General features: G+C 60.7%; 28 protein-coding genes and 1 pseudogene. 20 read left to right on the forward strand and 9 right to left on the reverse strand.

The features are described 5' to 3' along the window. Nucleotides 1–41 precede the first annotated feature (41 nt). From HHJ17_RS16350 to HHJ17_RS16360, 3 genes are read right to left on the reverse strand one after another with little or no spacing between them, the layout of a single operon-like run. A complete protein-coding gene (locus tag HHJ17_RS16350; RefSeq protein ID WP_296502829.1) occupies nucleotides 42–965 on the reverse strand; it encodes a metal ABC transporter permease in 924 nt (307 codons plus the stop codon). Beyond that, nucleotides 965–1,705, reverse strand: a complete 741-nt coding sequence (locus HHJ17_RS16355) for an ABC transporter ATP-binding protein (RefSeq protein WP_296502834.1) — start codon at nucleotides 1,703–1,705, stop codon at nucleotides 965–967. Before HHJ17_RS16355 ends, HHJ17_RS16350 begins: the two co-directional genes overlap by 1 nt. Then, a complete protein-coding gene (locus tag HHJ17_RS16360) occupies nucleotides 1,699–1,845 on the reverse strand; it encodes a hypothetical protein (RefSeq protein ID WP_296502836.1) in 147 nt (48 codons plus the stop codon). Before HHJ17_RS16360 ends, HHJ17_RS16355 begins: the two co-directional genes overlap by 7 nt. A 146-nt stretch (nucleotides 1,846–1,991) precedes the next feature. On the opposite strand from HHJ17_RS16360, the gene HHJ17_RS16365 reads away from it, so the two are divergent. From HHJ17_RS16365 to HHJ17_RS16410, 10 genes are all read left to right on the forward strand, one after another. Beyond that, nucleotides 1,992–2,459: a Fur family transcriptional regulator gene (locus HHJ17_RS16365; protein ID WP_296502839.1), complete on the forward strand. Its 468-nt coding sequence runs from the start codon at nucleotides 1,992–1,994 to the stop codon at nucleotides 2,457–2,459. Further along, entirely contained in the window at nucleotides 2,456–3,124 is a 669-nt protein-coding gene (locus tag HHJ17_RS16370; protein WP_296502841.1) for an ATP-binding cassette domain-containing protein, read from the forward strand. The genes HHJ17_RS16365 and HHJ17_RS16370 overlap by 4 nt, the downstream gene beginning before the upstream one ends. A 10-nt stretch (nucleotides 3,125–3,134) precedes the next feature. Next, nucleotides 3,135–4,337, forward strand: coding sequence for an FtsX-like permease family protein (locus HHJ17_RS16375; RefSeq protein WP_296502845.1), 1,203 nt, complete (start codon nucleotides 3,135–3,137; stop codon nucleotides 4,335–4,337). Between the two features lie 4 nt (nucleotides 4,338–4,341). Next, the gene (locus HHJ17_RS16380; protein WP_296502852.1) at nucleotides 4,342–4,590 is read left to right on the forward strand and encodes a hypothetical protein; all 249 of its coding nucleotides are present in this window, start codon (nucleotides 4,342–4,344) and stop codon (nucleotides 4,588–4,590) included. A 27-nt stretch (nucleotides 4,591–4,617) separates the two neighbouring features. Next, nucleotides 4,618–5,145, forward strand: coding sequence for a DUF3299 domain-containing protein (locus tag HHJ17_RS16385; protein WP_296502853.1), 528 nt, complete (start codon nucleotides 4,618–4,620; stop codon nucleotides 5,143–5,145). Nucleotides 5,146–5,157: 12 nt separating this feature from the next. Next, nucleotides 5,158–5,559: a hypothetical protein gene (locus tag HHJ17_RS16390; protein WP_296502856.1), complete on the forward strand. Its 402-nt coding sequence runs from the start codon at nucleotides 5,158–5,160 to the stop codon at nucleotides 5,557–5,559. Between the two features lie 78 nt (nucleotides 5,560–5,637). Continuing rightward, complete coding sequence (locus tag HHJ17_RS16395; protein ID WP_296502858.1) at nucleotides 5,638–7,641, forward strand: TonB-dependent receptor; 2,004 nt, start codon at nucleotides 5,638–5,640, stop codon at nucleotides 7,639–7,641. Nucleotides 7,642–7,766: 125 nt separating this feature from the next. Beyond that, complete coding sequence (locus HHJ17_RS16400) at nucleotides 7,767–7,910, forward strand: DUF3149 domain-containing protein (RefSeq protein WP_296502860.1); 144 nt, start codon at nucleotides 7,767–7,769, stop codon at nucleotides 7,908–7,910. 313 nt (nucleotides 7,911–8,223) lie between these two features. Next, nucleotides 8,224–8,913 carry a VIT family protein gene (locus HHJ17_RS16405; RefSeq protein WP_296506507.1) on the forward strand — a complete coding sequence of 230 codons (690 nt, stop codon included), beginning with the start codon at nucleotides 8,224–8,226 and terminating at the stop codon, nucleotides 8,911–8,913. A gap of 119 nt (nucleotides 8,914–9,032) precedes the next feature. Then, nucleotides 9,033–9,980, forward strand: a complete 948-nt coding sequence (locus HHJ17_RS16410) for an AEC family transporter (RefSeq protein WP_296506508.1) — start codon at nucleotides 9,033–9,035, stop codon at nucleotides 9,978–9,980. 20 nt (nucleotides 9,981–10,000) lie between these two features. Here the strand turns inward: HHJ17_RS16410 and pdxH are convergent, their stop codons facing one another. Beyond that, a complete protein-coding gene (gene pdxH / locus HHJ17_RS16415; protein WP_296506510.1) occupies nucleotides 10,001–10,663 on the reverse strand; it encodes a pyridoxamine 5'-phosphate oxidase in 663 nt (220 codons plus the stop codon). 66 nt (nucleotides 10,664–10,729) lie between these two features. After that, nucleotides 10,730–11,245 carry a superoxide dismutase family protein gene (locus HHJ17_RS16420; RefSeq protein ID WP_296506512.1) on the reverse strand — a complete coding sequence of 172 codons (516 nt, stop codon included), beginning with the start codon at nucleotides 11,243–11,245 and terminating at the stop codon, nucleotides 10,730–10,732. Nucleotides 11,246–11,448: 203 nt separating this feature from the next. On the opposite strand from HHJ17_RS16420, the gene edd reads away from it, so the two are divergent. Next, nucleotides 11,449–13,272, forward strand: coding sequence for a phosphogluconate dehydratase (gene edd, locus HHJ17_RS16425; RefSeq protein ID WP_296506513.1), 1,824 nt, complete (start codon nucleotides 11,449–11,451; stop codon nucleotides 13,270–13,272). Nucleotides 13,273–13,309: 37 nt separating this feature from the next. Then, nucleotides 13,310–13,951, forward strand: a complete 642-nt coding sequence (eda, locus tag HHJ17_RS16430) for a bifunctional 4-hydroxy-2-oxoglutarate aldolase/2-dehydro-3-deoxy-phosphogluconate aldolase (RefSeq protein ID WP_296502874.1) — start codon at nucleotides 13,310–13,312, stop codon at nucleotides 13,949–13,951. 13 nt (nucleotides 13,952–13,964) lie between these two features. Here the strand turns inward: eda and HHJ17_RS16435 are convergent, their stop codons facing one another. From HHJ17_RS16435 to HHJ17_RS16445, 3 genes are read right to left on the reverse strand one after another with little or no spacing between them, the layout of a single operon-like run. Next, entirely contained in the window at nucleotides 13,965–14,852 is an 888-nt protein-coding gene (locus tag HHJ17_RS16435; RefSeq protein WP_296506515.1) for a transglutaminase family protein, read from the reverse strand. Nucleotides 14,853–14,902: 50 nt separating this feature from the next. Continuing rightward, nucleotides 14,903–15,313, reverse strand: a complete 411-nt coding sequence (gene gloA / locus HHJ17_RS16440; RefSeq protein WP_296506517.1) for a lactoylglutathione lyase — start codon at nucleotides 15,311–15,313, stop codon at nucleotides 14,903–14,905. Further along, nucleotides 15,310–15,861: a PaaI family thioesterase gene (locus HHJ17_RS16445; protein ID WP_296506518.1), complete on the reverse strand. Its 552-nt coding sequence runs from the start codon at nucleotides 15,859–15,861 to the stop codon at nucleotides 15,310–15,312. The genes gloA and HHJ17_RS16445 overlap by 4 nt, the downstream gene beginning before the upstream one ends. Before the next feature lie 60 nt (nucleotides 15,862–15,921). Here HHJ17_RS16445 and HHJ17_RS16450 point away from each other — a divergent pair, with 60 nt between their 5' ends. Then, nucleotides 15,922–16,404 carry a MarR family winged helix-turn-helix transcriptional regulator gene (locus HHJ17_RS16450; protein ID WP_296506519.1) on the forward strand — a complete coding sequence of 161 codons (483 nt, stop codon included), beginning with the start codon at nucleotides 15,922–15,924 and terminating at the stop codon, nucleotides 16,402–16,404. A 17-nt stretch (nucleotides 16,405–16,421) separates the two neighbouring features. Further along, nucleotides 16,422–16,887 (forward strand): annotated as a pseudogene (locus HHJ17_RS16455) (hypothetical protein); the annotation flags it as partial. A 216-nt stretch (nucleotides 16,888–17,103) separates the two neighbouring features. Here HHJ17_RS16455 and phaP read toward each other — a convergent pair. After that, nucleotides 17,104–17,646: a TIGR01841 family phasin gene (gene phaP / locus HHJ17_RS16460; RefSeq protein ID WP_296506521.1), complete on the reverse strand. Its 543-nt coding sequence runs from the start codon at nucleotides 17,644–17,646 to the stop codon at nucleotides 17,104–17,106. Nucleotides 17,647–17,842: 196 nt separating this feature from the next. Between phaP and HHJ17_RS16465 the strand changes: the two genes are divergently transcribed. The 6 genes from HHJ17_RS16465 (at nucleotide 17,843) to HHJ17_RS16490 (ending at nucleotide 23,751) form a co-directional block, all read left to right on the forward strand. Beyond that, the gene (locus HHJ17_RS16465) at nucleotides 17,843–18,811 is read left to right on the forward strand and encodes a histone deacetylase (protein ID WP_296506523.1); all 969 of its coding nucleotides are present in this window, start codon (nucleotides 17,843–17,845) and stop codon (nucleotides 18,809–18,811) included. Nucleotides 18,812–18,847: 36 nt separating this feature from the next. Continuing rightward, nucleotides 18,848–19,294 (forward strand): thioesterase family protein, encoded by a 447-nt coding sequence (locus HHJ17_RS16470; protein WP_296506525.1) that lies wholly within the window; start codon nucleotides 18,848–18,850, stop codon nucleotides 19,292–19,294. Then, nucleotides 19,291–19,986: a nitroreductase gene (locus HHJ17_RS16475; RefSeq protein WP_296506527.1), complete on the forward strand. Its 696-nt coding sequence runs from the start codon at nucleotides 19,291–19,293 to the stop codon at nucleotides 19,984–19,986. Before HHJ17_RS16470 ends, HHJ17_RS16475 begins: the two co-directional genes overlap by 4 nt. Nucleotides 19,987–20,082: 96 nt before the next feature. Further along, a complete protein-coding gene (gene pncB / locus HHJ17_RS16480; RefSeq protein WP_296506529.1) occupies nucleotides 20,083–21,318 on the forward strand; it encodes a nicotinate phosphoribosyltransferase in 1,236 nt (411 codons plus the stop codon). Between the two features lie 40 nt (nucleotides 21,319–21,358). Further along, nucleotides 21,359–22,768 (forward strand): sodium:proton antiporter, encoded by a 1,410-nt coding sequence (locus tag HHJ17_RS16485; protein ID WP_296506531.1) that lies wholly within the window; start codon nucleotides 21,359–21,361, stop codon nucleotides 22,766–22,768. Between the two features lie 11 nt (nucleotides 22,769–22,779). Further along, nucleotides 22,780–23,751, forward strand: a complete 972-nt coding sequence (locus HHJ17_RS16490; RefSeq protein WP_296506532.1) for a D-glycerate dehydrogenase — start codon at nucleotides 22,780–22,782, stop codon at nucleotides 23,749–23,751. Nucleotide 23,752 lies beyond the last annotated feature (1 nt).

Raw genomic sequence — 23,752 nt, forward strand, 5'->3', positions numbered from 1 at the left:
ATGGATGTGAAGAAATAAAAGCGGGTCGTGCTGGAACGTTTTCAGGCGACCCGGTGTGTGCGAGACCGATAACGGGGCAACCATCCTCCGGGCGCAAACAGCAACGAGAAAAAATACAGGCTCCCCGCGCAGCCGATGATGGTCGGGCCCGAGGGCGTGTCCAGGTGGTACGACAGCAGCAGGCCTGCCAGGCCCGCCAGCATTGCCTGTCCGCTGGCATTGAGCAGCTGGGCGGGCAGGGTGTCATGCCAGAGGCGGCTTGAGACGGCCGGCAGCATCATGAGCCCTACCGCCATCAGCGTCCCCAGGGTTTGAAAACCAGCCACCAGGTTGATGACCACCAGCATCAGAAAACCCTGTTGCCAGATCCAGCTGCGCCAGCCGCCCCAGCCCCGCTGGCCGGCCGCACTCAAAAACACCGGGTCAAAACTCTCCAGCACCAAACCGCGGTACAACCCGGCCAAGGCCAGCACACTGACGCTGGCGACGGTGGCCACCAGGTACAAGCCTTGTGTGTCAACCCCCAGCGCACTGCCAAACAAGATGTGCAGCAAATCGAGCTGCGTGCCTTGTCTTGAAATCAAAGTCACCCCCAGCGCCAGCGCTACCAGGTAGATGGCGGCCAGGCTGGCGTCTTCTTTCAGGGCGGTGGAACGGCTGATCAGCCCGGCGATGGCGGCGACCAGCATGCCCGCAATCACGCCGCCTGCGGCCATCGCCGTCAGCGACAGGCCAAACAACATGAAGCCAATGGCCACACCGGGCAACACCGCATGGCTGAGTGCATCGCCCAGCAGGCTCATGCGGCGCAGTGTCAGGAAAACACCCAGCGGCGCGGCGCTGAGCGACAACGCCAACGTGGCCACCAGGGCGCGGCGCATGAAGGCAAACTCCGCAAACGGGGCCAGCAGCAAGTCGTAGCTTCCCTGGGTCAGGCTGAGATAAAGGCTGAAGAAGCTGTCCATCAGGCGGCCACTTTCTCATCGGTGTTGCAGATCTCGGCCGTGTCGTCCCAGGCTTCGGCCCAGGCTCTGGCTTGCCGCAAGTGGGGCTCGGTGAGGACCTGCGCGGTATCGCCCCAGGCCACGACCTCGCGTGCCAGCAGCAGGGTTTGCGGAAAATGCTCGCGCACCTGCACGTCGTCATGCAACACGGCAATGACGGTGCGTTGCTGTTGGTGCCATTGCTGGACCAAGGCGAGCAAGGCGGCGGTGGTTTTGGAATCCATGGCGTTGAAGGGTTCGTCCAGCAAGATCAGGTCGGCGTCTTGCACCAGCACGCGGGCGAACAGGACGCGCTGAAATTGGCCGGAAGACAGGGCACCGATGGGCCGGTGTTCAAAGCCCTCCAGGCCCACCGTGCGCAGGGCCGTCGTGACGCGCGCTAATAACGCTTGATTGACACCGCCCCAGGCGCCGACGGTGGGCCAGCAGCCCAGCAGCACGCAGTCACGCACATCAATGGGGAAGCTGCGGTCAATATCCGCCTGTTGCGGCAGGTAAGCCATGCGCGTGCGTGGTGTGCTCACGGTGATCCGCCCGCCGGAGATAGGCAGCAGCGCCATGATGCTTTTGAGCAGTGTGCTTTTGCCGGAACCGTTCGGCCCAATCACGGCGGTGAGTGAGCCGGGCGCGAATTGGCCGCTGACATGGTGCAGGGCCGGGTGCTGACGGTAGCTGACCGTCAGGTTGTCCAGCGTCACCATGGCGCGGCGTCCAGGTTGGCCCAGGCCACGGCCAGCCACAGCAGCACCACAGCGGGCAACACGACCAGCACCCGCAGCCATGCGGGCCAGGCCAGCACGCTACGAACCGGGGCGGAAAAAAAATGGGATGGAGATGACATGAAAAACCCGTCTTTACAAAGTGCGGACCTGCCGGTCTGGAGTTGCCGCAATAATGCAACTCGATTGCGGTATATTCTAATGCAACTAAATTGCATTAATGGCAAGATCTGAGGCAATACAAACCACCATGGCATCACTGAAACCAATGACCGATCCTATTGATGCGTTGCTGACGGTGCACGGGTTGCGCCGCACCAGCGCGGCGCGCATGGTGCTGGGCTGGCTGCTGGCGCACCCCGAGATCAGCTACACCCACGCCCAGTTGCAGGCGGCGCTGCAAGGTGACAGCACGCTGGCACTGGACCGGGTGACCCTGTACCGCCTGATTGACCGGCTCACTCAGGTCGGCTTGCTGCTGTGCCGGGTGGATGCCAACCGGGTGCGCCGCTACCAGGCGATGCCGGCAAGCCTGCAGTCCATCCCGCACTTTGAATGCCAGAGCTGTCACCGTGACCGGCCTTTGTCGGGTGAGTTGCAGGGCAACGCCGGCGATCTGGAAAAAGCGGCGCAAGCGGCGCTGCAGGCACTGCGCACCCTGGGTTATCAGGGCGTGAGCATGGATCTATCGTTGCGCGGGGTGTGTGCCGACTGCGCAACGAGCGGCCACCCATGATCCGCACCCGTCAACTCAGCTACCAGTACCCCAACGGCCCTACGCTGAACTTTCCCGATGTGGATGTGGCACAGGGTGCCGTGGTGCTGCTGCGCGGCCCCTCGGGCTGCGGTAAATCGACCTGGCTGGCGCTGGTCGCCGGCTTGGTGGCCCCCACGGCGGGTGAACTGACGGTGGCTGATCAGCCGCTGAACGCACTTAAAAACGCAACTGCAGATGCCTGGCGGGCCAGGACGATCGGCTTTTTGCCGCAAAAATTGCACCTGAGCGCCGCGCTCGATGTGCAGCAGAATCTGGCCCTCGCGCAATGGGCCAGCGGCCAGCGCGAAGACCGAGCGCGTATCCATGCCGCCCTGAGCGCGCTGGGCGTGCAGGAACTGGCCCGGCGCAAACCCGCGCAACTCTCGGGCGGCCAGGCGCAGCGCGTGGCACTGGCGCGTGCCGTGCTGCTGCAGCCGCGCATCATTCTGGCGGACGAGCCTACCGCCAGCCTGGACGATGAGGCCGCCGCCGATGCGGTGGGCCTGCTGCTTGACACGGCCCGCGCACAAGGTGCCACCCTGGTGATTGCCACCCATGACGCCCGTGTGGCGGCGCTGATTCCGCCTGATGTAAAGGGTCAAATCGGCTTCCAGCCCTTGCTGCTCTTGCGCAACAAGCTATGAAAAGAGAAGCATGAAAACCATTTTTCTGGCCTGGCGCTATCTCTGGTCGCGGCCGCTGGGCGCGGCGCTGAACCTGCTGCTGCTGAGCCTGGGGCTGGCGTCCATCACCTTTTTGCTGCTGGTCAGCCACCAGCTCAACACGGCCTTTGACCGGGATCTGGCCGGTATCGACGTGGTGGTGGGCGCCAAAGGCAGCCCGATGCAACTGATTTTGTCGGGCGTGTTTCACCTTGATGTGCCGCCGGGCAATGTGCCGCTCAAGGCGGTGCAGGCGCTGGAAAAACATCCGCAGGTGGCCAGCGTGATTCCGATCAGTCTGGGCGATAACTTGCGCGGCTTTCGCATCGTCGGCACCTCGCACGACTACCTGACGAACTACCAGGCCACGCTGGCGCAGGGCCGCCTGTGGGATGCGCCGATGCAGGTGGTGCTGGGCGCCATCTCGGCCCGCAAGCTCGGTTTGGTGCTGGGGGACAGCTTTGTCGGTTCGCACGGTTTGGGCGCCGGTGGCCACACCCATGGCGACAGTCACTATGTGGTGGTCGGCATTTTGGCGCCCAACGGCGGCGTGCTGGACCGGCTGATCCTGACCGACACCGCCTCGGTCTGGAAAGTGCACGAAGACTACACCGCTGTCGATGCGGAGGACCGCCAGATCATGGAAGACGAGCGCGAGGTCACCCTGGCCCTCATCCGCTACAAAACCCCCTTGGCTGCGATGAGTTTTCCGCGTTACATCAATACCAGTACCGAGATGCAGGCGGCGGCGCCGGCGCTGGAGATCACGCGCCTGTTGAGCATGCTGGGTATTGGCACCGATGTGCTGCGGGCCTTTGCCGGGGTGTTGTTGCTGACGGCGGGCTTGAGCGTGTTCATTGCCCTGTGGAACGCGGTCAGGGAACGCCGGGCCGATTTGGCGCTGTTGCGCATGTTGGGTGCGCCACCGTCCAAAGTCGCTACGCTGCTGATGGCCGAGGCGCTGTGGCTGGGGTTGCTGGCGGCAGGGCTGGGTCTGGCCGGCGGGCAGGCGCTGGCCGCCTTGATCGGCTGGCTGCTGCAGCTTGACAACTCCTTGCTCATCGGCGGTTTGGTGTGGCCGCCGGAATTGCTGGTGGTGCCCTGTATGGCGCTTGGGGTGTCCCTGGCGGCGGCCATTTTGCCGACGCTGGGCGCCTATCGGGTCAGTGTGCTGGAACTTCTTCAATCAAGGTGAATATATGAAAAAAATGCTTCTGGCCCTCGTATCTATTGCGCTGACAGCTACTGTTTCAATAGCGGCTGAAACCCAGCTCGACAAGGCTGCGAAGGACGATATTGCCCGTCACCGGGCCATGGCGGCCGCCCATGAAGCGGCGGCCAAGTGTCTGGAAGCGGGCAACAAGGACGAGGTTTGTGAAAAAGAATTACAGGCCTCCTGCAAAGGCTTGGCCATCGGCAAGTTTTGCGGCATGAAGCACGAGCACTAAGATCAAATGATTGTTGGGAGATATTCCATGAAACCTGTTTCTGTTCAGTTGGCTGCACTTGTTCTTTCTCTGTCCGCCGGCCTTTTGCCTTTGAGCGGGCTGGCACAGCCCGGTTCGCCGGCTGCGGGCGGCATTCCGGCTGGCAGTGGCGCCGGTGTGCACAGCCCCAACAGCCCGTTCGCCCCCTTGCCGGAGCGGGCGGATGTGCTGCCCTGGTCCGTGTTGACCGAGGTCAAGACCAAAGCGGTCAAGAACCGCCTGCTACCCGTTTTTCCGGCCTCGGTCGTGGCGCTGAACCAGAAAACCCAGCGCATTCAGGGCTTCATGATGCCGCTGGAGCCGGGCGAAAAGCAAAAGCATTTTTTGCTCAGCTCGGTGCCGCTGACCTGTTCCTTCTGCACGCCGGGTGGGCCGGAGAGCATGGTGGAAGTTAAAACCAAAACCCCGGTCAAATACTCGATGGAGCCGGTGACGGTGGAAGGCAAGTTCCTCGTCTTGAACGATGACTCCTACGGCCTGTACTACCGCATCACCGACGCCGTCAGTGTGAAGTAGGCAGCGCCTGTTTTGACTCTTCAACGCTTGTTGCTGCTGCATGGGGCGCCGCTTCGGGCCGGTGTGCTCGCGCTTGCCTTGCTGTTGAGTCAAAGTCTTGGACTGTTGCACGGCATCGTGCACGCGCCGTCGGGTGCCAGCGGGCATGCCGCGCAGGTGGTTCACGCGGTCGGTGACGCTGAGCACGGCGCTGACCGTTTTCTAGACCGGCTGTTCAGTGGCCACAGCAGCGAAGACGGCGATTCGGGTTGCCGCCTCTACGACCAGTCCAGCCACTGTGACGCCATGCCGGGCGTGCTGGTGTTGGCGCTGCCGCTGGCTCTAACGCCGTTTATTTTCTCTGTTCTCCCGGGCCTGGCGGTGGCCCGCTGGCACGCGCTGTTTCAAGCGCGCGGCCCGCCGTCGGTTCGCTGAATCTCTCACTTTGAAGTCGCTGCCTGCCAGGCTGGTTGCTGGCGGGTGCGCATGTCTTTTCGATTCAACGGACCTTTCATGAAAAAATTATCGTTTGCCCTGCTATCGCTGGGCTCCCTCTCTGCGGCCGCCGTGTTCGGCCAAACCTCGCCCGCTGCCACGCTGGCCCCCATCACGGTCACCGGGAATCTCTTGGGTGCTACTGACCTGATAGCGCCTGTTGCCCAGTACGCGGGGGCTGAGCTGCTATTTCGTACCCAGAGCACGCTGGGCGAAACGCTCGATGGCACGCCCGGGATCAGCAGCACCTACTTTGGCCCCAACGCCAGCCGCCCCATCATTCGCGGGCTTGACGGCGACCGCATCCGCATTTTGAACAATGGCGGCGCCGTGGTGGATGCCTCCAGCCTGAGTTACGACCACGCGGTCACGGTGGACCCGCTGAGCATTGAACGCATTGAAGTGCTGCGCGGTCCCGGCGCCCTGCAGTACGGCGGCAGTGCCGTCGGCGGCGTGGTCAATGTGATTGACAACCGCATTCCGCGCGAAGCCATGTTTGACGCCAACGGGGGCATCACCGGCAAAGTGGACGTGGGCTTGACCAGCGGCAATGACGAGCAGGGCGGTGGTTTTTTGCTGGAAGGCGGTACGGATCGCTACGCCCTGCACGCCGATGTGTTTAACCGTACAAGCGGTGACGTCTCCGTGCCCGTCACGCTGGCTTGCAGCAAGCCCGGCGCGGCCTCCTCGGCGAACAAGATCTGCAATTCGGCCAGCGACACCCGGGGCGCTGCCGTTGGCGGTTCGGTGTTTTTCAAGCAGGGTTATCTGGGCGCGTCGGTCAGCAGTTTCCAGAGTGATTACGGTACGGTGGCGGAAGACGCGGTGACGATCGGCATGAAATCAGATCGTTATGCCCTGGAAGGCGAAGTTCGGGATTTAAGTGGCTGGTTTCAGCGTGTCAAAGGGCAGCTGGGCCACAGTGTCTACCAACATACCGAATATGAAGGTGCCACCGCTGGCACCGTGTTCAAAAACAACGGCACCGACCTGCGGCTGGAAGCGCGCCACGCCCCATTGGGCGCCTTCGACGGGGTGCTGGGCTTGCAGAGCGATACCTCGCGTTTTTCTGCCGATGGTGAGGAAGCCTTTGCCCCCTACAGCCAAACCCGCCAGACTGCCCTGTTTGCCTACGAAGAACTGGCTACCGGCTGGGGCCGCTTAAGTGCTGGCGCGCGCCTGGAGTCGGTCAACGTTGAATCTTTGGGTAATCCGGTACTGGCCCGGTTTGCGCCGGCCAGCCGCAGCTTCACGCCGGGCAGTTACGCGCTGGGCGCCTTGTGGAACGTGGTGCCGGGCTGGCAACTCAGCACCAATTGGGCCTACACCCAGCGTGCACCCAAGGACTATGAGTTGTTTGCGGACGGCGCGCATCTCGCCACCCACACCTACGAAGTGGGCAACGCCAATCTGGCGCTGGAGCAATCCAGCAACCTGGACCTGGGCGTGAACTGGCGGCATGGCGCCCATCGCTTCGGCGTCAGCGCCTTTGTGAATCAGTTCAACAATTACATCGCGCAGGAGGCGACCGGCAACAGTCGGGCGGACTTGCCTGAATACGCCTACACCCAGGTGCAAGCCCGCTTCACCGGGCTGGAAGCCAGTGGCAGTGTGCGACTGCTGGACAGTGGCCAGACCCTGGACCTGGAATTGCGCGGCGACCTGGTGCATGCCGTGAACCTCAGCACCGGCCAGCCGCTGCCCCGCATTGCCCCGGCCCGCGCAGGGGCCACCTTGCTGTGGGCGCAAGGTCCATGGATCGCACGCTTGGGGGCCAGCCATTCAACCGCGCAAACCGACGTACCCAGCGGCCAGTTAGGGACCGAGGCCTATACCCTGTGGCATGCGTCGCTGGGTTACCGCGTGAAGGCGGGGGCTGCCAACCTGCTTTGGTTTGCCAAGCTCGACAACCTCAGTGACACGCTGGCTTATTCGGCCAGTTCCATCCTGACCCAAACGGCCGCAGGCAAGGCCCCGCTGCCAGGGCGTAGCGTGAAGGTCGGGTTGCAGGTCAGTTTTTAACCTTAAGAGACCTTATCTTTAGCGTGGTTGATCCAGGTCATATCCAAACCGGAACCTCTCGGTGATAGTCGCATCAGGGGGTTGTCACAAGGCCGCCCATTCATAACTTTTAAAGGACTGTCATCATGAAGGCACTCACCGATCTTTTTTCCACCGACTATGGCCTGATGAGTGTGGCCGGCATCGTGTTCATGATCTGTATGGGCATCTGGTTCATCGCCTTCTTTAAACGCAAAATGAAAGAAGACGCCAAGGCCGCTGGCCTTTGATCGTTTGAGGCTGATATTGCCCGCTTGGGCGATGGTCAGTCGTTGCGTGTAGTCTCACGCGCGCGCTGGCGCTCTCCAAATGCGAGAGGGCTGGCGCAGTTTTTTTCGGCTCGTCTGCCATAAGCCATGGCCAGCGACGATGACGATTTGGCCTGTGCCGCAGCACATGGCGAGTGCGATATATTCACCCTTTGCACCTCAGACTCCCGCTCCAGCATCGCCTGTCCCGGGGCCGTCAACTTGCTGGCGTGCCAGTCGCCGTGCGATTTTCGGTACAGTCTGCGCTTCACATCTTTTAAACAGAATCGACCTGATGCGACACATCGAACGACACAAAACACACCGCATTGGCTGGCTGCGTGCGGCGGTTCTTGGCGCCAATGACGGTATTGTTTCGACGGCCAGCCTGGTTTTGGGCGTGTCGGCCGCTGGCGCGAGTTCACAAAGTATTTTGATCGCGGGCGTTGCCGGCCTTGTCGCGGGGGCGATGTCGATGGCGGCCGGTGAGTATGTTTCGGTGAGTTCGCAAGCCGATACCGAACACGCCGATCTGGACCGGGAGCGCAAGGAGCTGGCAGCGGATCCCGTGCACGAGCAGCAGGAGCTGGCGGCCATCTATGTGGGGCGTGGGCTTGATGAAGGGCTGGCCTCCGAGGTCGCCACCCAGTTGATGGCGCACGATGCCCTCGGCGCCCATGGGCGGGACGAATTAGGTATCTCCGAGACCTTGACCGCCCGGCCGGTGCAAGCCGCCCTGGCGTCGGCGGCTACTTTTTCTGTGGGGGCGGTCCTGCCGCTGCTGGTTGTGCTGTTGGTCCCGGTCTCTGTGCTGATGGGGGCGGTGGCAGGCAGCTCGCTCCTGTTTCTGGCGCTCTTGGGCGCGCTGGCGGGGCGCGTCGGCGGCGCGTCGGTGCTGACGGCGGCTGTGCGGGTGACCTTTTGGGGCGCCTTGGCCATGGCCTTGACCGCGGGGGTTGGCGCCTTGTTTGGGGTTGCCGCTTGAGTGGCTGTTGGCCAACGATCTCGTCACCTTAGTCCAAACCAATTGCCCCGGGTTCTTCCGTGCGCCACGCAGGCTGCAAGAGCCTGAAACGCACTTCCCCATTTACCGCCCCAATTGCCGTGAACAATCCTGTCTTGTCAGCCCTGCTTCCTGTTGTCTTTTTGATTGCTATTGGTTTTATAGCTGGTCGCGCAGGCTGGATAAGGGCTGAGGCCATAAAAGACCTGTCAAACCTGGTGTTCATGGTACTCACCCCTGCGCTGCTGTTTCGCACCATGAGCACGGTGCACGTCGAGCAACTCAACTTCAAGCCTGTGGCCATGTACTTTGTGGTGGCGGCGCTGCTGTTTGGTGGCATGCTGGTCTGGCAGGGCCTGACACGCCGGGCCACGGTACTGGCGCTGGCGGCGACCTTCAGTAATACCGTGACCATCGGGATTCCGCTGGTCGGGCTGGCCTATGGCGATGCCGGGCTGGTGACCCTGTTTACCCTGATCTCGGTGCACTCACTGGTGCTGCTGACCCTGGCAACTGTCGTGCTGGAGCTGGCGGTAGCACGCGAGGAAGCAGCCTCTGGCGCCGGCAGCGGTCGGCACATGCTGCTGACGGTGCTGGGCGCCGTACGCAACGGCATCATTCACCCGGTGCCGCTGCCCATCATCTTGGGTTTGCTGTTTGCGCAGACTGGCTTGCTGATTCCGGCGGTGCTGGACCGGCCGCTGCAGTTGCTGGGCAATGCTTTTGGTCCGCTGGCACTGGTGCTGGTGGGGGTGACGCTCACCAGCATTCGGGTGGGGCCGCATCTCAAGGGCGCCCTTGGTTTGAGCCTGATTAAAAACCTGCTGTTCCCGGCACTGGTAGCGGCGCTGAGCTGGTCGCTGGGCTTGAGTGGGCTGCCGTTAACCGTCATGATTGTGGCGGCCTCTTTGCCCACGGGCGCCAATGTGTTCATGTTTTCACAACGCTACGAGGTGGCAGAAGACCTGGTGACGGCCAGTATGGCGGTGTCCACCGGGCTGGCGATACTGACCGTTTCGTTGGTGATGGCGCTGGTTGGGCGCTTCTGAGCGCCCGGTGCTGGCCTAACTTAGGGCGCCAGGCGTTCGCGAATCCACACCGGTTCATTGCCTTGCGCGCTGTCACTGGCAGGGCTCAAGGTATAACGCAGCCGGTCATGTAGCCGGCTCTTGCGGCCTTGCCAAAATTGCCAGTTGTCGGGTTTGAGACGGTAGCCACCCCAGTGCGGCGGACGAGGCGGATGGAGTAAGAACTGGGCGCCGTATTTGACGGCATTGGCCACCAACACGCCCCGTCCCGAGATGACCTGGCTTTGTGGCGAGGCCCAGGCGCCGATCCGGGAATCGAGCGGTCGGCTGTGAAAGTACTCGTCGCTCTCTTGCGCGCTGACGCGCTCCACCACACCCTCAATGCGCACCACCCGTTCCAGTTCCACCCAGTGGAACTGCAGCGCTGCAAAAGGGTTGCCGGCCAGTTCCTGGCCCTTGCGGCTGTCGTAGTTGGTGAACCAGGTGATGCCGTTTTCGTCATAGCCCTTGATCAGCACCACGCGGGTACTGGGCCGCAGATTGCTGGCCACCGTGGCCACCGTCATGGCATTGGGTTCGGGAACCTCTGAACTGATGGCTTCTTTCAGCCATTTTTCAAATTGCAGCAGCGGGTTGGTGTGCGACGCGTCTTCATTCAATTCAGCGCGTTCGTAGCTTTTTCGGAGATCGGCAATGGAAGTCATAAGGTCAGTATAGGCAGATGCCGGACCGGGCCGCCGTTGCGTGGCGCCTGCGGATTAGATTTCAGTTCAGTTTTTGGCGATGACGCCGCAGGCCATGCGCGGGCCCGAGTTGCCGGTGGGCTGGGTTTTGTAATCGTCGGGATCACGGTGCACGATCAGGCCACGCCCGAGCACGTCGCTTTTGCCGCTGCCGACAGACAGCGTGGCGGACTCGAAGCTGATGCGGGCGGTACCGTTGGCGTCAGCTTTCAGGCTGGGCAGGTCCCCGGCATGGTGTTCAGGCTGAGCGTGCGCTCCGTGTGCTTTGCCGTCGGGGTTGAAGTGGCCACCCGCGCTCATGCCGTCGCCGCTGGAACAATCACCTTTGTCATGCACATGAAAGCCATGCTCGGTATGGGGTTGAAGCCCTCGCACCTCGCCCGTGACCAGCACCTTGTCACCTTTGGGGGTGAATTGAACCTGACCCGTCACGGCGTTGCCCTGGGTGGTCATCAACTGCGCCGAGGCGGTGGGGCCAGTGGGCGTACTGGCACAGGCAGTCACGAACAAAGCGGCGGCCACAGGGGCAATGAGTCGAATCATGGGAGTCTCCGTTGGTTGAAGTGCGAACTGAGAATGTAGGGTAATCCGAACGACCGCGCAACCCGACGACCGGTCAAATCAGTGCGACGCTTGAGTTTTGGTAACCATCTGGTAACAGCCAATGGCCCTATTGAGCGTCGTTACGGGTTACCATAGTGTTCGTAATTTAGTTACCAACTTTTCGTCAGAAGGTGAAACACACCATGCAACTCCATTCCACCGTAGCGGCCGTCACCGCGCGCATCCGCGAACGCAGCCGGGTAACCCGCAGCGCCTACCTTGAACGCCTGACGCTGGCCGCCCAGCGCAAACCCGGTGCCGAACGGCTGGGTTGTGCCAACGTGGCGCACGCGTTTGCCGCGCTCCCGATCAATGACAAATTCCGCGTGGTGGCCGAACGCGCACCCAATATCGGCATCGTGAACGCCTACAACGACATCCTGTCGGCCCACGCGCCGATGCAGCATTACCCTGAAATCATCAAAGTGGAAGCCCGCAAACTGGGGGCCACCGCCCAGGTCGCTGGCGGTGTGCCGGCGATGTGTGACGGCGTGACGCAAGGCACGGCGGGCATGGAACTCAGCCTGTTCTCGCGCGACGTCATCGCCATGGCCACCGCCGTCTCCCTGAGTCACGATGTGTTCGATGCCGCGCTGATGATCGGCGTGTGCGACAAGATCGTGCCCGGCCTGCTGATTGGTGCGCTGCATTTTGGCCACCTGCCGACCGTGTTTGTGCCGGCCGGCCCGATGACCTCGGGCCTGTCGAACAACGAAAAATCGAAGGTGCGCGAGAAGGCCGCGCAAGGCCTGGTAGGGCGGGCTGAATTGCTGGAGGCCGAGTCCAAGGCGTACCACGGCGCAGGCACCTGCACCTTCTACGGCACCGCCAACAGCAACCAGATGCTGCTTGAAGCCATGGGCCTGCATGTGCCAGGCACCGCTTTCGTCAATCCGGGTAACGCGATTCGTGACGAGCTGACGCGTGAAGCCGTGCGCACCGTGCTCGACATCACCAAGGCGCGTCGCTTTGCACCGATTGGGCAAGTGGTGGACGAGCGCTGCATCGTCAACGCGATGGTCGCCTTGCTGGCCACTGGCGGCTCCACCAATCATTTGATTCACTGGGTGGCGGTGGCCCGTGCGGCCGGCATCGTGATTGACTGGGATGATTTCTCCGCGCTGTCGGAAGTGGTGCCCTTGCTGACCCGGGTCTACCCCAATGGCAGTGCGGATGTGAACCAGTTCCAGGCCGCCGGCGGCCCCGGTTTTGTGATTCGTGAGTTGCTGGACGCGGGGCTGATGCACGCCGATGTGCTGACGGTGCGGGCCGGCGGTCTGCGTGAATACACCGGCATTCCCGCCGTGAACACCGAGAGTGGCGCGTTGCAGTGGGTCGATGCCGGCGCCAGCAAAGATGACACCGTGGTGCGGCCGGCCAGTGCGCCTTTCAGCACCCACGGGGGTCTGATGTTGTTGCAAGGTAATCTGGGGCGCAGCGTCATCAAAGTGTCTGCGGTGCCGGACGATCGGCATGTGATTGAGGCGCCATGCCGGGTGTTTGATTCGCAAGACGCACTGCACCTGGCATTCAATGCCAATGAACTCAATCAGGACGTCATCTGCGTGGTGCGCTGGCAAGGGCCGCACGCCAACGGCATGCCCGAGCTGCACAAGTTGACGCCGCCGCTGGCCGTGTTGCAAGGCAAGGGCTTCAAGGTCGCGCTGGTCACCGACGGGCGCATGAGTGGCGCTTCCGGCAAGGTGCCGGCTGCCATTCACGTCTCGCCCGAAGCCGCCGCCGGCGGTCCGCTGGCCAAGGTGCGCGACGGCGATGTGATTCGTCTGGACGCCACGACGGGCACGCTGGAAGTGCGGGTCGCCGCTGACGAATGGGCCAAGCGTGAGCTTGCCACCATGCCCGAGGCGCAACGCGCTGCCAATGGCCTTGGCATGGGCCGCGAGCTGTTTGCCAATATGCGCCGTAATGCCTTGGCGGCCGAAGAAGGCGCCTGCAGCTGGCTTTGAGTCAGCCGCTCCCTATTGTTGTTTAGTCGGAAAGTTCATGATTACAAATTCAAAGTTGTCATCCCTGCAAGTGATGCAGGACGCCCCGGTCATTCCGGTCATTGTTTTGAATGACGTGGCCCACGCCGTGCCCATGGCGCGTGCTCTGGTCGCCGGTGGCATTCGCATGCTGGAAGTGACCTTGCGTACGCCCCAGGCGCTGGCCTGCATTGAAGCCATTGCCAAAGAAGTGCCGGAAGCCGTCGTGGGCGCCGGCACGGTGCGCACCCGGGCCGATGCGCAGGCCGCCGCCATGGCCGGTGCCCGCTTTGCGGTCAGCCCCGGTTACACCTCGGCGGTGGGGCAGGCCTGTCGCGATGCCGGGCTGGCCTTGTTGCCCGGCGTGGCGACCGGCAGCGAGATCATGATGGCGCAGGAGGATGGGTTCACCGAACTGAAGTTTTTTCCGGCCCTGCAAGCCGGTGGCGCGGCCATGTTGAAGGCGTGGGGCGGCCCATTTTTTGACGTTAAGTTTTGTCCAACCGGTGGCGTCACGCTGCAAAATGCGCCCGATTTTCTGGCGCTGCCCAATGTGGTTTGTGTGGGTGGCTCCTGGTTGGTGCCTGCGGACGCCTTGATGCAAGGCGACTGGGCGCGCATCACGCAGCTCGCACGCGACACCCTGAATTTAAAGAAATAAGGTCTTGAGCGCCTCAGGGAATTATTTTTCGCACCTGTACATCCACCTCCATGCCCAGGTAGTCCTCGATGGAACCGTTCCATGAGCCACTGACCGGCGACGCCAGACTGGCGTGTCGCGCCACGCCGACACGAATCAGGTTGTTGCCGCCGACCAGATTATTGGTGGGGTCAAACGGTATCCAGCCCGCTCCGGGCAGGTAGACCTGCAGCCATGCGTGTGTCGAGCCTGGGCTGCTGGCGATGTCTGTGCCGCTGTCAAGCCCCGGCGAGTACAGGTAGCCCGAGACGAATCGGGCCGCATAACCGAGCCGGCGTACGGCTTCAATCATCAGCGTCGCAAAGTCACGGCAAGTGCCACTTTGCATGCGCAGCGTATCGAACGGTGTTTGCACGCCTTCGTCAAACCGGGCTTGGTACTGCATCGTGTCGCGAATGAATTGCGTCATCGTTACCAGCAGTTCACGCGTGCCGATCACATCCTGGCCGACCGTGAACTGGTTTGCCCAAGCCAGCAGCTGGCCGTCGGGGTCGTCGTAATACGGTGTCAGGTAATGCGCAAGCACCAACTGTTCCTCGGCGTCGTAATCGAACGGAAAGGTCTGTGCTCGCGGACTCAATGGAAAGTCGAGCGCACGTGTGCCGGTGTGTTCGACCGAAAACGAACACACGATTTTGAGTTCACTGGCCGGGCTTTGCGGCTGTATCAGCGCCACCGAGTTGGAGTAGGCGTCCTGGATCAGACGAATGTTCACTGGCGCGGGCGAAACTTGCAAGTCGGTCGCCAGCACCCGCAGGTCATGGCTGTCGCGCGGGCGAAACAACACCTTGTGCATGCCTAACGTTATCGGCTGCGCGTAGCGGTAATGGGTGGTGTGGGTGATGTCGAAGAAGACAGACATTTAGAGGTTCCCCATAAGCGGCTGCACGTTGCAGTTTCAACTCGCCGTGTTCAGCGCAGGCCGGTGCCCGTTGCCTGTTCAGCGCGCTGAATCAGTTCGATCTTGTAGCCATCGGGGTCGGTCACAAAGGCAATCACGGTGGTGCCGCCCTTGACCGGGCCGGCCTCGCGCGTCACGTTGCCGCCAGCGGCCCAGATTTTTTCGCAGGCTGCGTAGACGTCCGGTACGCCGAGTGCCAGATGGCCAAAGGCCGTACCGGGTTCGTACGAATCAACGCCCCAGTTGTAAGTGAGTTCAATCTCGGCGTGCTCCGGATTGCTGCCATAGCCGACGAAGGCCAGCGAGTATTTGTACTCCGGATTTTCCGAGGTGCGAAGCAGTTTCATGCCCAGCACCTGGGTGTAGAAGTCAATCGAGCGTTGAAGATTGCCAACGCGCAGCATGGTGTGAAGAAATCTCATGTGGTTGATTGTGGCGGAAACTCAAACACCAGACAGGTCGTGGTGGCATGGGCATAGAGCGTGCCGTCCGGACCGAACAGCCTGGCTTCTGCTGTGGCCAATTGACGCCCGCAGTGAATGACTTTGCCTTCAGCGCGTACCCGCGTGACCTTGGGCGTCAGGGCGCGCACGATGTTCACACTCAACTCGGCCGTGGTGTAGCCCTGGCCAGGCGCCATGCGGGTGTGCACCGCGCAGCCCAAAGCCGAATCGAGCAGGGTGGCAAACCAGCCGCCGTGTACCGTGCCCATCGGGTTCAGGTGAGCCACCCCGGGCGTGCCTTGAAACACGGCGTGACCGTGTCCCGCTTCCACAAGGGTGAAGTCCAGGGTTTGCGCAATGGGTGGGTAAGGTAACTCGCCATGCAGCATCGCTTGCATCAACTCCAGCCCGGTTTTACCCGCGATTTGATCGGGCCGGGCAACGCCGGGTCCGGCACCGGCGTCCATTGTCGTCCGGATGGTTTGCTCCTGGGCAATCCAGGCGTCAAGGTGGTTGGGTTTGGTCATGATGGCTTTCACTTTACCGTTAAATTTGTATATGCAATTATTGTATCTACAATGATAATTATGAGCGAAAACAAACTTTCCCCTCCAGCAGTCGTTGCGGCTAAGTTGCAGGGCTGTACCAATCTCAAGCTGCGTCAGTTGACGCGGCGCATCACGCAGCATTACGACGCTGAGCTGAGCCAGGCCGGACTCAAGACCACCCAGTATTCACTCTTGTCTCATGTGCTCAAACTGGGTCCGATCCGGCCCGGCGATCTGGCGCAGGCCATGAAAATGGAAGCGTCGACGCTGACGCGCAATCTCAAACCACTGGTCGCCGCTGGCTGGGTTCAACTGGGTGAAGGGGTGGATGGGCGCAGTCGCCTGATCACTATCACGCCGGCCGGTTGCGAGAAACGCCAGGCAGCCCAGCGGCATTGGAAAATGGCGCAGACCAGTCTTAACCGTCTGCTGGGTATGCCGCGCATGTTGGCACTGCACGCCTTGATCGATGAATCGCTGGTGCTTTTGGCGAACTCCACAACGGGTGAAACAGCTGAATAACCCACTGGCATCCAGAAATCGTCCCCTTGCCTGCTGCGTTCTTGCTTAAAGGTAATTCTGCGCAGTCGGCGTCCGCCGGGCAAAAACCAGTGGGGGTGCTCGACGCCATCCGGGATGCCCTGCACCATCCGAGTTATTTGATGCTGGCGGCCGGATTTTTTGTTTGCGGCTTTCACGTTGCCTTCTTGGCCACGCATCTGCCAGGGGTGATTGCCGCGTGCGGCTTGCCGGTGCAGTTTGGCGCCTAGTCGCTGGCCATGCTGGGGTTTTCAATATCGTGGGCAGCATCGCCATGGGCTGGGCAGTTGGACGCTGGCGCATGAAGTCGCTGTTGTCACTGGTTTATGCCACGGAGGCTTTTTGGGGGCCTGGCTCGGCGGCTGGGTGTTTGAGGCTACTGGCAATTACAACTGGATCTGGTATGCCGACATCGTGCTGGCGCTGGGGGCCGCGTTGATTCACATGCCGATCCGGGAGGCGAGGGTGTCACAGATAAAAAAAGGGCTGATCTTGCGACCAGCCCTTAAGGGATCCCTGAACCTGAAGGTTTCGAAAGGACCCGAGGAGACAACCTGTAGAAACTAGGCGTTTCTAAAAAATCTAACTTGGCTGAAGTATCTCAGGGTTTTCCCTGATTTGGTAGAGGCAAAGCAACATAAAGTAATTTGTCTCTGCGATACATCATGCCAATGTAATCAATTAACGCTTTTTAGCGCCAGTCTTGACCGCATCCACAGCGGAGGCGGTAGCCGAGTTGAAATTGGTTTCAGCAGCTTCGGTCGCTTGCTTGACCGCCTTTTGCACCGATTCCAGTGCGTTGTTGGCAGCATCCACCGCGCTCTTCATCACGGCAACAGCAGACTCCGAGCCAGCGGGAGCATTTTTAGCAGCGGTGTCCACCAAGCCCATAAACTTCTTCTGTGCTTCAGCAGTTTGACCTTCAAGCGCCTTGCTCAACTCAGCGGTAGAGCCAGAGGCGATGTCATACAGGTGACGGCTGTAAGCAGCGGTCTTTTCAGCCAAAGGCTGAAGCATGGCCGATTGCAGGGCCATCAATTCTTGTGCATCTTTCACACTCAACATGGCTTTGGCATTCTCGGCGGACTCGGCCAGAGCGGCTTTGGAAGCGGTCAGGTTGAGTTCAACAATCTTCTCAACGCCTTCAAACGCTTTGGAAGTCAAACCCAGCAGAGTTTCGATGCTTGCTTTTTGTGAAGCCATAATTTGTTCGACGGTCAACATATAAATATCTCCAATGAATGTGAGGTAAAAAAGTATCTGCGCCGAAACCTTGCTGTGACTTGGTTTATGTTGCAGTGCAGCATGAATTAATTATAGGGTGATCCCGAAACACTGCAAGCAATTTTTATTGCGATGCAACATATTAGACCGCATATTCTAGAAAAGGGCGCTCGGCTAGCTCCGACACAATAGCGTCATGAAGGCTTTTTACTCGGATCATTTTGTCTTGCCCCTGCCGCCGGGGCATCGCTTCCCTATGGCCAAGTACGGCATGCTGCGCGATCACTTGACGCGGGATTTTCCAGCCGTTGAATTGATGGCGGCACCCTGTGCCAGTGATGGCGAGTTGGCACTGGCGCACAGCCCGGCCTATGTCGCATCAATCGCAGACGGCACATTGGACGCCGCGGCCCTGCGTGAGATTGGTTTTCCCTGGAGCACTGCCATGGTGGAGCGCTCGCGCCGCTCTGTCGGGGCGACGGTGGCGGCGGTGCGTTGCGCCTTGGTGGACGGCATTGCCGCCAATCTGGCCGGCGGCACGCACCATGCCTACGCGGACAAAGGTGGTGGTTTTTGTGTCTTCAACGACGTGGCGGTGGCCGCGCGGTTGATGCAGGCCGAGTGGGGCCGCAAAACTGGCTTCCACCCTGCGGGCATCGCCGATGCGGCTCTGCGTCCGCCACTGCAGGTGGCGGTGATCGATCTGGATGTTCACCAGGGCAATGGCACGGCGCACATCTTCAAGGGTGATGACAGTGTGTTCACGCTGTCGCTGCACGGGGACAAGAATTTTCCGTTTCGCAAAGAATGCAGTGATCTGGATGTGCCGCTGGCCGATGGATGTGGTGATGTCGACTACCTGATGGCGCTTGAGCGTGCGCTGGACGAGCTGGGCAACCGTTTCAATCCGGGGCTGGTGATCTATCTGGCCGGAGCTGACCCGTTTGAGGGGGATCGTCTGGGCCGGCTCAAACTCAGTGCTGACGGTCTGGAAGCGCGCGATCGGCGGGTGTTTGACTGGTGCTTTGCCCGGCACATTCCGCTGGCTTTCGTCATGGCGGGGGGCTACGGGGTGAAGATCGAAGAAACGGTGCAAATCCAGCTCAACACCTACCGTGTCGCGCTCGCGTATTGGCAGCGTTGGCAGGCTTTGAAGGCCGCTTGAATGCTTTGCACTGGCGCACTGGCAAAATCAGACTACATGACGCAAATCAAACCTGAAAAACCGCAACCCGAGCCGCGCACTGCCTACAAGGTATTTCGCACGTTGGGTACCCGCTGGATGGACAACGACGCCTACGGCCATGTCAACAACGTGGTTTATTACAGCTGGTTTGACACCGCCGTGAACGCCTACCTGATTGAGCAGGGCGTGCTCGACATTCACCACGGTGAAACCATCGGTCTGGTGATTGAGACCCAATGCAATTATTTTTCGCCACTGGCTTTTCCGCAGACGGTGGAGGCCGGAATTCGTGTGGCCCGGCTGGGTTCCAGCAGCGTGCGCTATGAAATCGGTCTGTTTGCCCAAGGCGAACCGCTCACCGCCGCCAAAGGCCACTTTATCCATGTGTATGTCGACAAGCAAACGCGTCGGCCGGTGCCTTTGCCTTTCAATCTAAAAACTGTTCTGGAGACCCTTGTATGACCCAAACCATTGTGGATGTGGCGATCACCTCGCGCATGTCCGCCCGTGCCTTTACCCCGCAGCCTGTTCCGCGTCAGACTCTCACCGAGTTGCTGCAGGTGGCCAGTCGGGCACCATCGGGCACCAACACCCAGCCGTGGAAGGTCTATGTGTTGCAGGGCGCCAGCCGCGATACCTTGTGCGAAAAGGTGTGCGCCACTCACGATGCAATTCGTGCCAACCCGGCGCTGGCCGCTGATTACCGCGAAGAATACGACTACTACCCCGAAAAATGGGTCAGCCCTTACATTGATCGCCGCCGCGAGAACGGCTGGGGCCTGTACGGTCTGCTGGGCATTGGCAAGGGTGACAAGGACAAGATGCATTTGCAGCATCAGCGCAATTACAAGTTCTTTGATGCGCCGGTCGGCCTGATGTTCACGATGGACCGCGTCATGGGTCGGGGCTCGCTGATGGACTACGGCATGTTCATGCAAAACATCATGGTGGCGGCGCGCGGCCGCGGTCTGCACACCTGCCCACAGGCGGCTTGGAACGGGTTTGCCAAAATCATCCTGCCGCACATCGGGGCAGGCGCGGACGAAATGCTGGTCTGCGGTATGGCATTGGGCTATGCCGATGAAACCGATGTGGTAAATACGTTTCACACGCCCCGCGTGCCGGCGGAAGAGTTCACGCACTGGCTGGATTGAGGGCGCTCACCCGGTGAGTCGTTTTTTCTTTGGCCCGACCGCGCAGACCGGTTATTTGCGCGGGTGGCGGGGCAACATCACTCTTAAAGCTTGCGCATGATCATCACCAGCCTTCTCGATACCGATCTTTACAAGTTCACCATGATGCAGGTGGTCTTGCACCAGTTCCCGGGTGCGCAGGTGGAATACAAGTTCAAGTGCCGCAACCCGGGCATTGATCCCGCTTCCGGTCAGGCTGCACATAACCTGGCCGCGCATGTGAACGAAATTCGCGATGAAATCGGCGCACTCTGCCGCTTGCATTTTCAGGATGCCGAGCTGGCCTATTTGCAGTCGATGCGCTTTATCAAGAGCGACTTTGTCGACTTCTTGGGGCTGTTCAAGCTCAACGAAAAATACATCGCCGTGACCGCCTTGCCCTCGGGCGAGATCGACATCACCATCCGGGGCCCGTGGCTGCACACCATCCTGTTTGAGATTCCGGTGCTGGCCATCGTCAACGAGGTCTACTTTCGCAATACACAAAAACAGCCGGATCTGATGGAGGGACGGCAACGGCTGGACGTCAAGATTGAGCAGTTGCGTGCAGACGGTTTAAGTGATCTGAAAATTGCCGATTACGGCACGCGCCGCCGGTTTTCAAAAGCTTGGCATGAAGAAGTCTTGCGTGTGCTGGCCGCTCGTTTGGGTACCGGTCAGAGTCCTGGCCATGCCACCGGCGCGGCGGGTCAACTGGCCGGTACCAGTAACGTATGGTTTGCCATGCACCTGGGCCTCACGCCACTGGGCACCATGGCGCATGAGTTCCTGCAAGCCTGCCAGGCGCTAGGCCCACGTTTGCGTGACAGCCAGATCTATGCTTTTGAGTCATGGGCGAAAGAATACCGGGGCGACTTGGGCATTGCCCTGAGCGATGTCTACGGCATGAGTGCCTTTTTGCGCGACTTTGACCTGCTGTTCTGCAAGCTGTTTGATGGTGCCCGGCATGACAGCGGCGACCCTTTCCTGTGGGGCGAGCGCATGCTTGAGCATTACGTTAAAAACCGGGTTGATCCGCGAACCAAAACCCTGATATTCAGCGACGCGTTGACCGTGCCGCGCACCATCGAGCTCTACCAGCAGTTCCAAGGGCGCTGCCAGTTGGCCTTTGGTATCGGCACCAACCTGACCAATGACCTGGGTTATGAGCCGCTGCAAATCGTCATCAAGATGGTGCGTTGCAATGGCCAGCCGGTCGCCAAACTCAGCGATACACCGTCCAAGGATATGTGTGACGATGAAAAATACCTGGCCTATTTGCGCCAGGTGTTTGATATTCTTCCGCCGGCCTGACGCCTCGCGTTAGCCGGCCTTGCGTTTTGGAAACAACTATATGAAATTTGCACATTGGATGGCTGCGGCCACCGTGTTCGCGCTGCCGGGGCTGGCTCGTGCCGCTGAGTTGGACGGCAGCCAGCTCTCGCCCCTGTGGGGTGTGCCGTTTGCCGGCATCCTGCTGTCGATTGCCCTGGTGCCGCTGCTCGCACCGCACTTCTGGCACCACCATTTTGGCAAGGTGATCGCCGCCTGGGCATTGGCATTTTTGTTGCCGTTTGCTGTGGTGTTTGGCCCGGCGGTGGTCGGGGCCAATTTAGGGCACGCGCTGCTGGCCGAGTACATTCCGTTCATCCTGCTGCTGACCGCCTTGTTCACGGTAGCTGGTGGCATTTTTATTCGGGGCAACCTGCACGGTAGTCCGGGGCTCAATACGGCCATCCTGGCGATTGGCGCGGTGCTGGCCAGCGTGATGGGCACCACGGGTGCCTCCATGTTGATGATTCGCCCGTTGATCCGCGCCAATGACAACCGCAGGCATACCGCCCATGTGGTGGTGTTTTTCATCTTCATTGTGTCGAATGCCGGTGGCTCGCTGACGCCGCTGGGTGATCCGCCGCTGTTCCTGGGCTTCCTCAAAGGCGTGGATTTTTTCTGGACCGTGCGGCACATCTTTCCGGAAACGCTGTTTCTGGTGGGGACGCTGCTGGCGCTGTTTTTTGTGCTGGACAGCGGGTACTACCACCGGCGCGAGGATATCCGGCCAGTGGACCCGACACCGGACAACAGCCGCATCGGCTTCGAGGGTGCAGCCAACTTCTGGCTGCTGGGTCTGATTGCGGCCTTGGTGCTGCTCAGTGGGTTATGGAAATCAGCCGTGGTTTTCCATCTGTGGGGCACCGAGCTCGGCTTGCCTGGACTGGTGCGGGACGCGGGCTTGATCGTTGTGACGCTGGTGTCGCTCCTCCTCACGCCCCAGCAAGTGCATGAGGACAACCAGTTCTCCTGGGGTCCGATGCAAGAGGTGGCCAAGTTGTTCGCTGGTATTTTCCTGACCATCATTCCCGTGATTGCCATGCTCAAGGCTGGTGTCAACGGGCCGTTTAGCGCGATTGTTGCGGCCGTCACCCGGCCTGACGGCACGCCCGACCCGGCCATGTATTTTTGGGCCACTGGCGCCCTGAGTTCATTCCTCGACAACGCGCCCACTTACCTGGTGTTCTTCAACACGGCGGGCGGCGACCCCCAGGTGCTGATGAATACGCTGGCACCCACCCTGGCCGCCATTTCAGCGGGCGCCGTCTTCATGGGCGCCAATACCTATATTGGCAACGCCCCCAACCTGATGGTCAAGGCCATCGCTGAAGACCGGGGCGTCCGGATGCCCGGATTCTTTGGTTATATGGCGTGGTCGGGTGCGGTCCTGATTCCGTTGTTCGTCCTCATGACCTTCATTTGGTTCCGTTAAAGAAAGCTTCCATGAATAAACCCAAAATCCTCGTCGCCCGTGCCGTCTTTCCTGAAGTACTTGCCAAACTGGCCCAGCACTTTGATGTCGAATCGAACCAGACCGATGAACTCTGGACCCCTGTGCAGCTGATTGCCAAATTACAAGGCAAGCAGGGCGTCTTCACCACCGGCAGTGAACGGATTGACGCTGCGCTGTTGGCCGCTTGCCCGTCCTTGAAAATCTGCGCCAACATGGCGGTGGGTTACAACAACTTCGATCTCGACGCCATGACCGCGGCGGGCGTGCTGGGCACCAATACGCCCGATGTGCTGACCGAGACCACGGCCGATTTCGGCTTTGCCCTGCTGATGGCCACGGCGCGCCGCATGGCCGAAGCCGAACATTTTTTGCGGGCCGGGCAGTGGACCCGGTGGAGCTACGACATGTTGGCCGGCTCCGACATTCACGGCAGCACGCTCGGCATTCTGGGCATGGGCCGCATCGGGCAGGGGATTGCCCGACGCGGGGCGCTTGGTTTTGGCATGAAGGTGATTTATCACAACCGCTCCCGCCTGGACGCCGCCACCGAGGCGGAATGCAAAGCCAGTTTTGTCAGTAAAGAAGAGTTGCTTAAAACCGCGGACCATCTGGTCCTGGTGCTGCCGTACTCCGCATCCTCGCACCATGCCATTGGTGCGCCAGAGTTGGCGCAAATGAAGCCCACCGCCACGCTCATCAACATTGCCCGCGGCGGCATTGTGGATGACGCCGCTTTGGCCGCCGCCTTGCGCAACAAGACCATCGCCGCCGCCGGGCTCGATGTGTTTGAAGGCGAGCCCAGCGTGCATCCCGACTTGCTGACGGTTCCGAACGTGGTGCTGACCCCCCACATTGCCAGCGCCACCATGCCAACACGCTTGGCCATGGCTAACTTGGCGGCGGACAACCTGATTGAATTTTTTATGAAAAATAAGGCGCTAACCCCCGTTAATCATGCGTGAG

The organism is Rhodoferax sp. (genome assembly GCF_012927445.1).
Classification (GTDB): domain Bacteria; phylum Pseudomonadota; class Gammaproteobacteria; order Burkholderiales; family Burkholderiaceae_C; genus Rhodoferax.

What these genes read in the sequence shown, in the direction of transcription:
- HHJ17_RS16435 (WP_296506515.1), bottom strand. Translation starts at nt 14,852, where the DNA reads ATGTCTGTCTTCTTCGACATCACCCACACCACCCATTACCGCTACGCG.
- HHJ17_RS16475 (WP_296506527.1), top strand. Translation starts at nt 19,291, where the DNA reads ATGACCCAAACCATTGTGGATGTGGCGATCACCTCGCGCATGTCCGCC.
- edd (WP_296506513.1), top strand. Translation starts at nt 11,449, where the DNA reads ATGCAACTCCATTCCACCGTAGCGGCCGTCACCGCGCGCATCCGCGAA.
- HHJ17_RS16370 (WP_296502841.1), top strand. Translation starts at nt 2,456, where the DNA reads ATGATCCGCACCCGTCAACTCAGCTACCAGTACCCCAACGGCCCTACG.
- HHJ17_RS16445 (WP_296506518.1), bottom strand. Translation starts at nt 15,861, where the DNA reads ATGACCAAACCCAACCACCTTGACGCCTGGATTGCCCAGGAGCAAACC.
- pdxH (WP_296506510.1), bottom strand. Translation starts at nt 10,663, where the DNA reads ATGACTTCCATTGCCGATCTCCGAAAAAGCTACGAACGCGCTGAATTG.
- phaP (WP_296506521.1), bottom strand. Translation starts at nt 17,646, where the DNA reads ATGTTGACCGTCGAACAAATTATGGCTTCACAAAAAGCAAGCATCGAA.
- HHJ17_RS16485 (WP_296506531.1), top strand. Translation starts at nt 21,359, where the DNA reads ATGAAATTTGCACATTGGATGGCTGCGGCCACCGTGTTCGCGCTGCCG.
- pncB (WP_296506529.1), top strand. Translation starts at nt 20,083, where the DNA reads ATGATCATCACCAGCCTTCTCGATACCGATCTTTACAAGTTCACCATG.
- HHJ17_RS16365 (WP_296502839.1), top strand. Translation starts at nt 1,992, where the DNA reads ATGACCGATCCTATTGATGCGTTGCTGACGGTGCACGGGTTGCGCCGC.
- HHJ17_RS16350 (WP_296502829.1), bottom strand. Translation starts at nt 965, where the DNA reads ATGGACAGCTTCTTCAGCCTTTATCTCAGCCTGACCCAGGGAAGCTAC.
- HHJ17_RS16470 (WP_296506525.1), top strand. Translation starts at nt 18,848, where the DNA reads ATGACGCAAATCAAACCTGAAAAACCGCAACCCGAGCCGCGCACTGCC.
- eda (WP_296502874.1), top strand. Translation starts at nt 13,310, where the DNA reads ATGATTACAAATTCAAAGTTGTCATCCCTGCAAGTGATGCAGGACGCC.
- gloA (WP_296506517.1), bottom strand. Translation starts at nt 15,313, where the DNA reads ATGAGATTTCTTCACACCATGCTGCGCGTTGGCAATCTTCAACGCTCG.
- HHJ17_RS16490 (WP_296506532.1), top strand. Translation starts at nt 22,780, where the DNA reads ATGAATAAACCCAAAATCCTCGTCGCCCGTGCCGTCTTTCCTGAAGTA.
- HHJ17_RS16465 (WP_296506523.1), top strand. Translation starts at nt 17,843, where the DNA reads ATGAAGGCTTTTTACTCGGATCATTTTGTCTTGCCCCTGCCGCCGGGG.
- HHJ17_RS16385 (WP_296502853.1), top strand. Translation starts at nt 4,618, where the DNA reads ATGAAACCTGTTTCTGTTCAGTTGGCTGCACTTGTTCTTTCTCTGTCC.
- HHJ17_RS16355 (WP_296502834.1), bottom strand. Translation starts at nt 1,705, where the DNA reads ATGGTGACGCTGGACAACCTGACGGTCAGCTACCGTCAGCACCCGGCC.
- HHJ17_RS16420 (WP_296506512.1), bottom strand. Translation starts at nt 11,245, where the DNA reads ATGATTCGACTCATTGCCCCTGTGGCCGCCGCTTTGTTCGTGACTGCC.
- HHJ17_RS16405 (WP_296506507.1), top strand. Translation starts at nt 8,224, where the DNA reads ATGCGACACATCGAACGACACAAAACACACCGCATTGGCTGGCTGCGT.
- HHJ17_RS16360 (WP_296502836.1), bottom strand. Translation starts at nt 1,845, where the DNA reads ATGTCATCTCCATCCCATTTTTTTTCCGCCCCGGTTCGTAGCGTGCTG.
- HHJ17_RS16375 (WP_296502845.1), top strand. Translation starts at nt 3,135, where the DNA reads ATGAAAACCATTTTTCTGGCCTGGCGCTATCTCTGGTCGCGGCCGCTG.
- HHJ17_RS16380 (WP_296502852.1), top strand. Translation starts at nt 4,342, where the DNA reads ATGAAAAAAATGCTTCTGGCCCTCGTATCTATTGCGCTGACAGCTACT.
- HHJ17_RS16400 (WP_296502860.1), top strand. Translation starts at nt 7,767, where the DNA reads ATGAAGGCACTCACCGATCTTTTTTCCACCGACTATGGCCTGATGAGT.
- HHJ17_RS16395 (WP_296502858.1), top strand. Translation starts at nt 5,638, where the DNA reads ATGAAAAAATTATCGTTTGCCCTGCTATCGCTGGGCTCCCTCTCTGCG.
- HHJ17_RS16450 (WP_296506519.1), top strand. Translation starts at nt 15,922, where the DNA reads ATGAGCGAAAACAAACTTTCCCCTCCAGCAGTCGTTGCGGCTAAGTTG.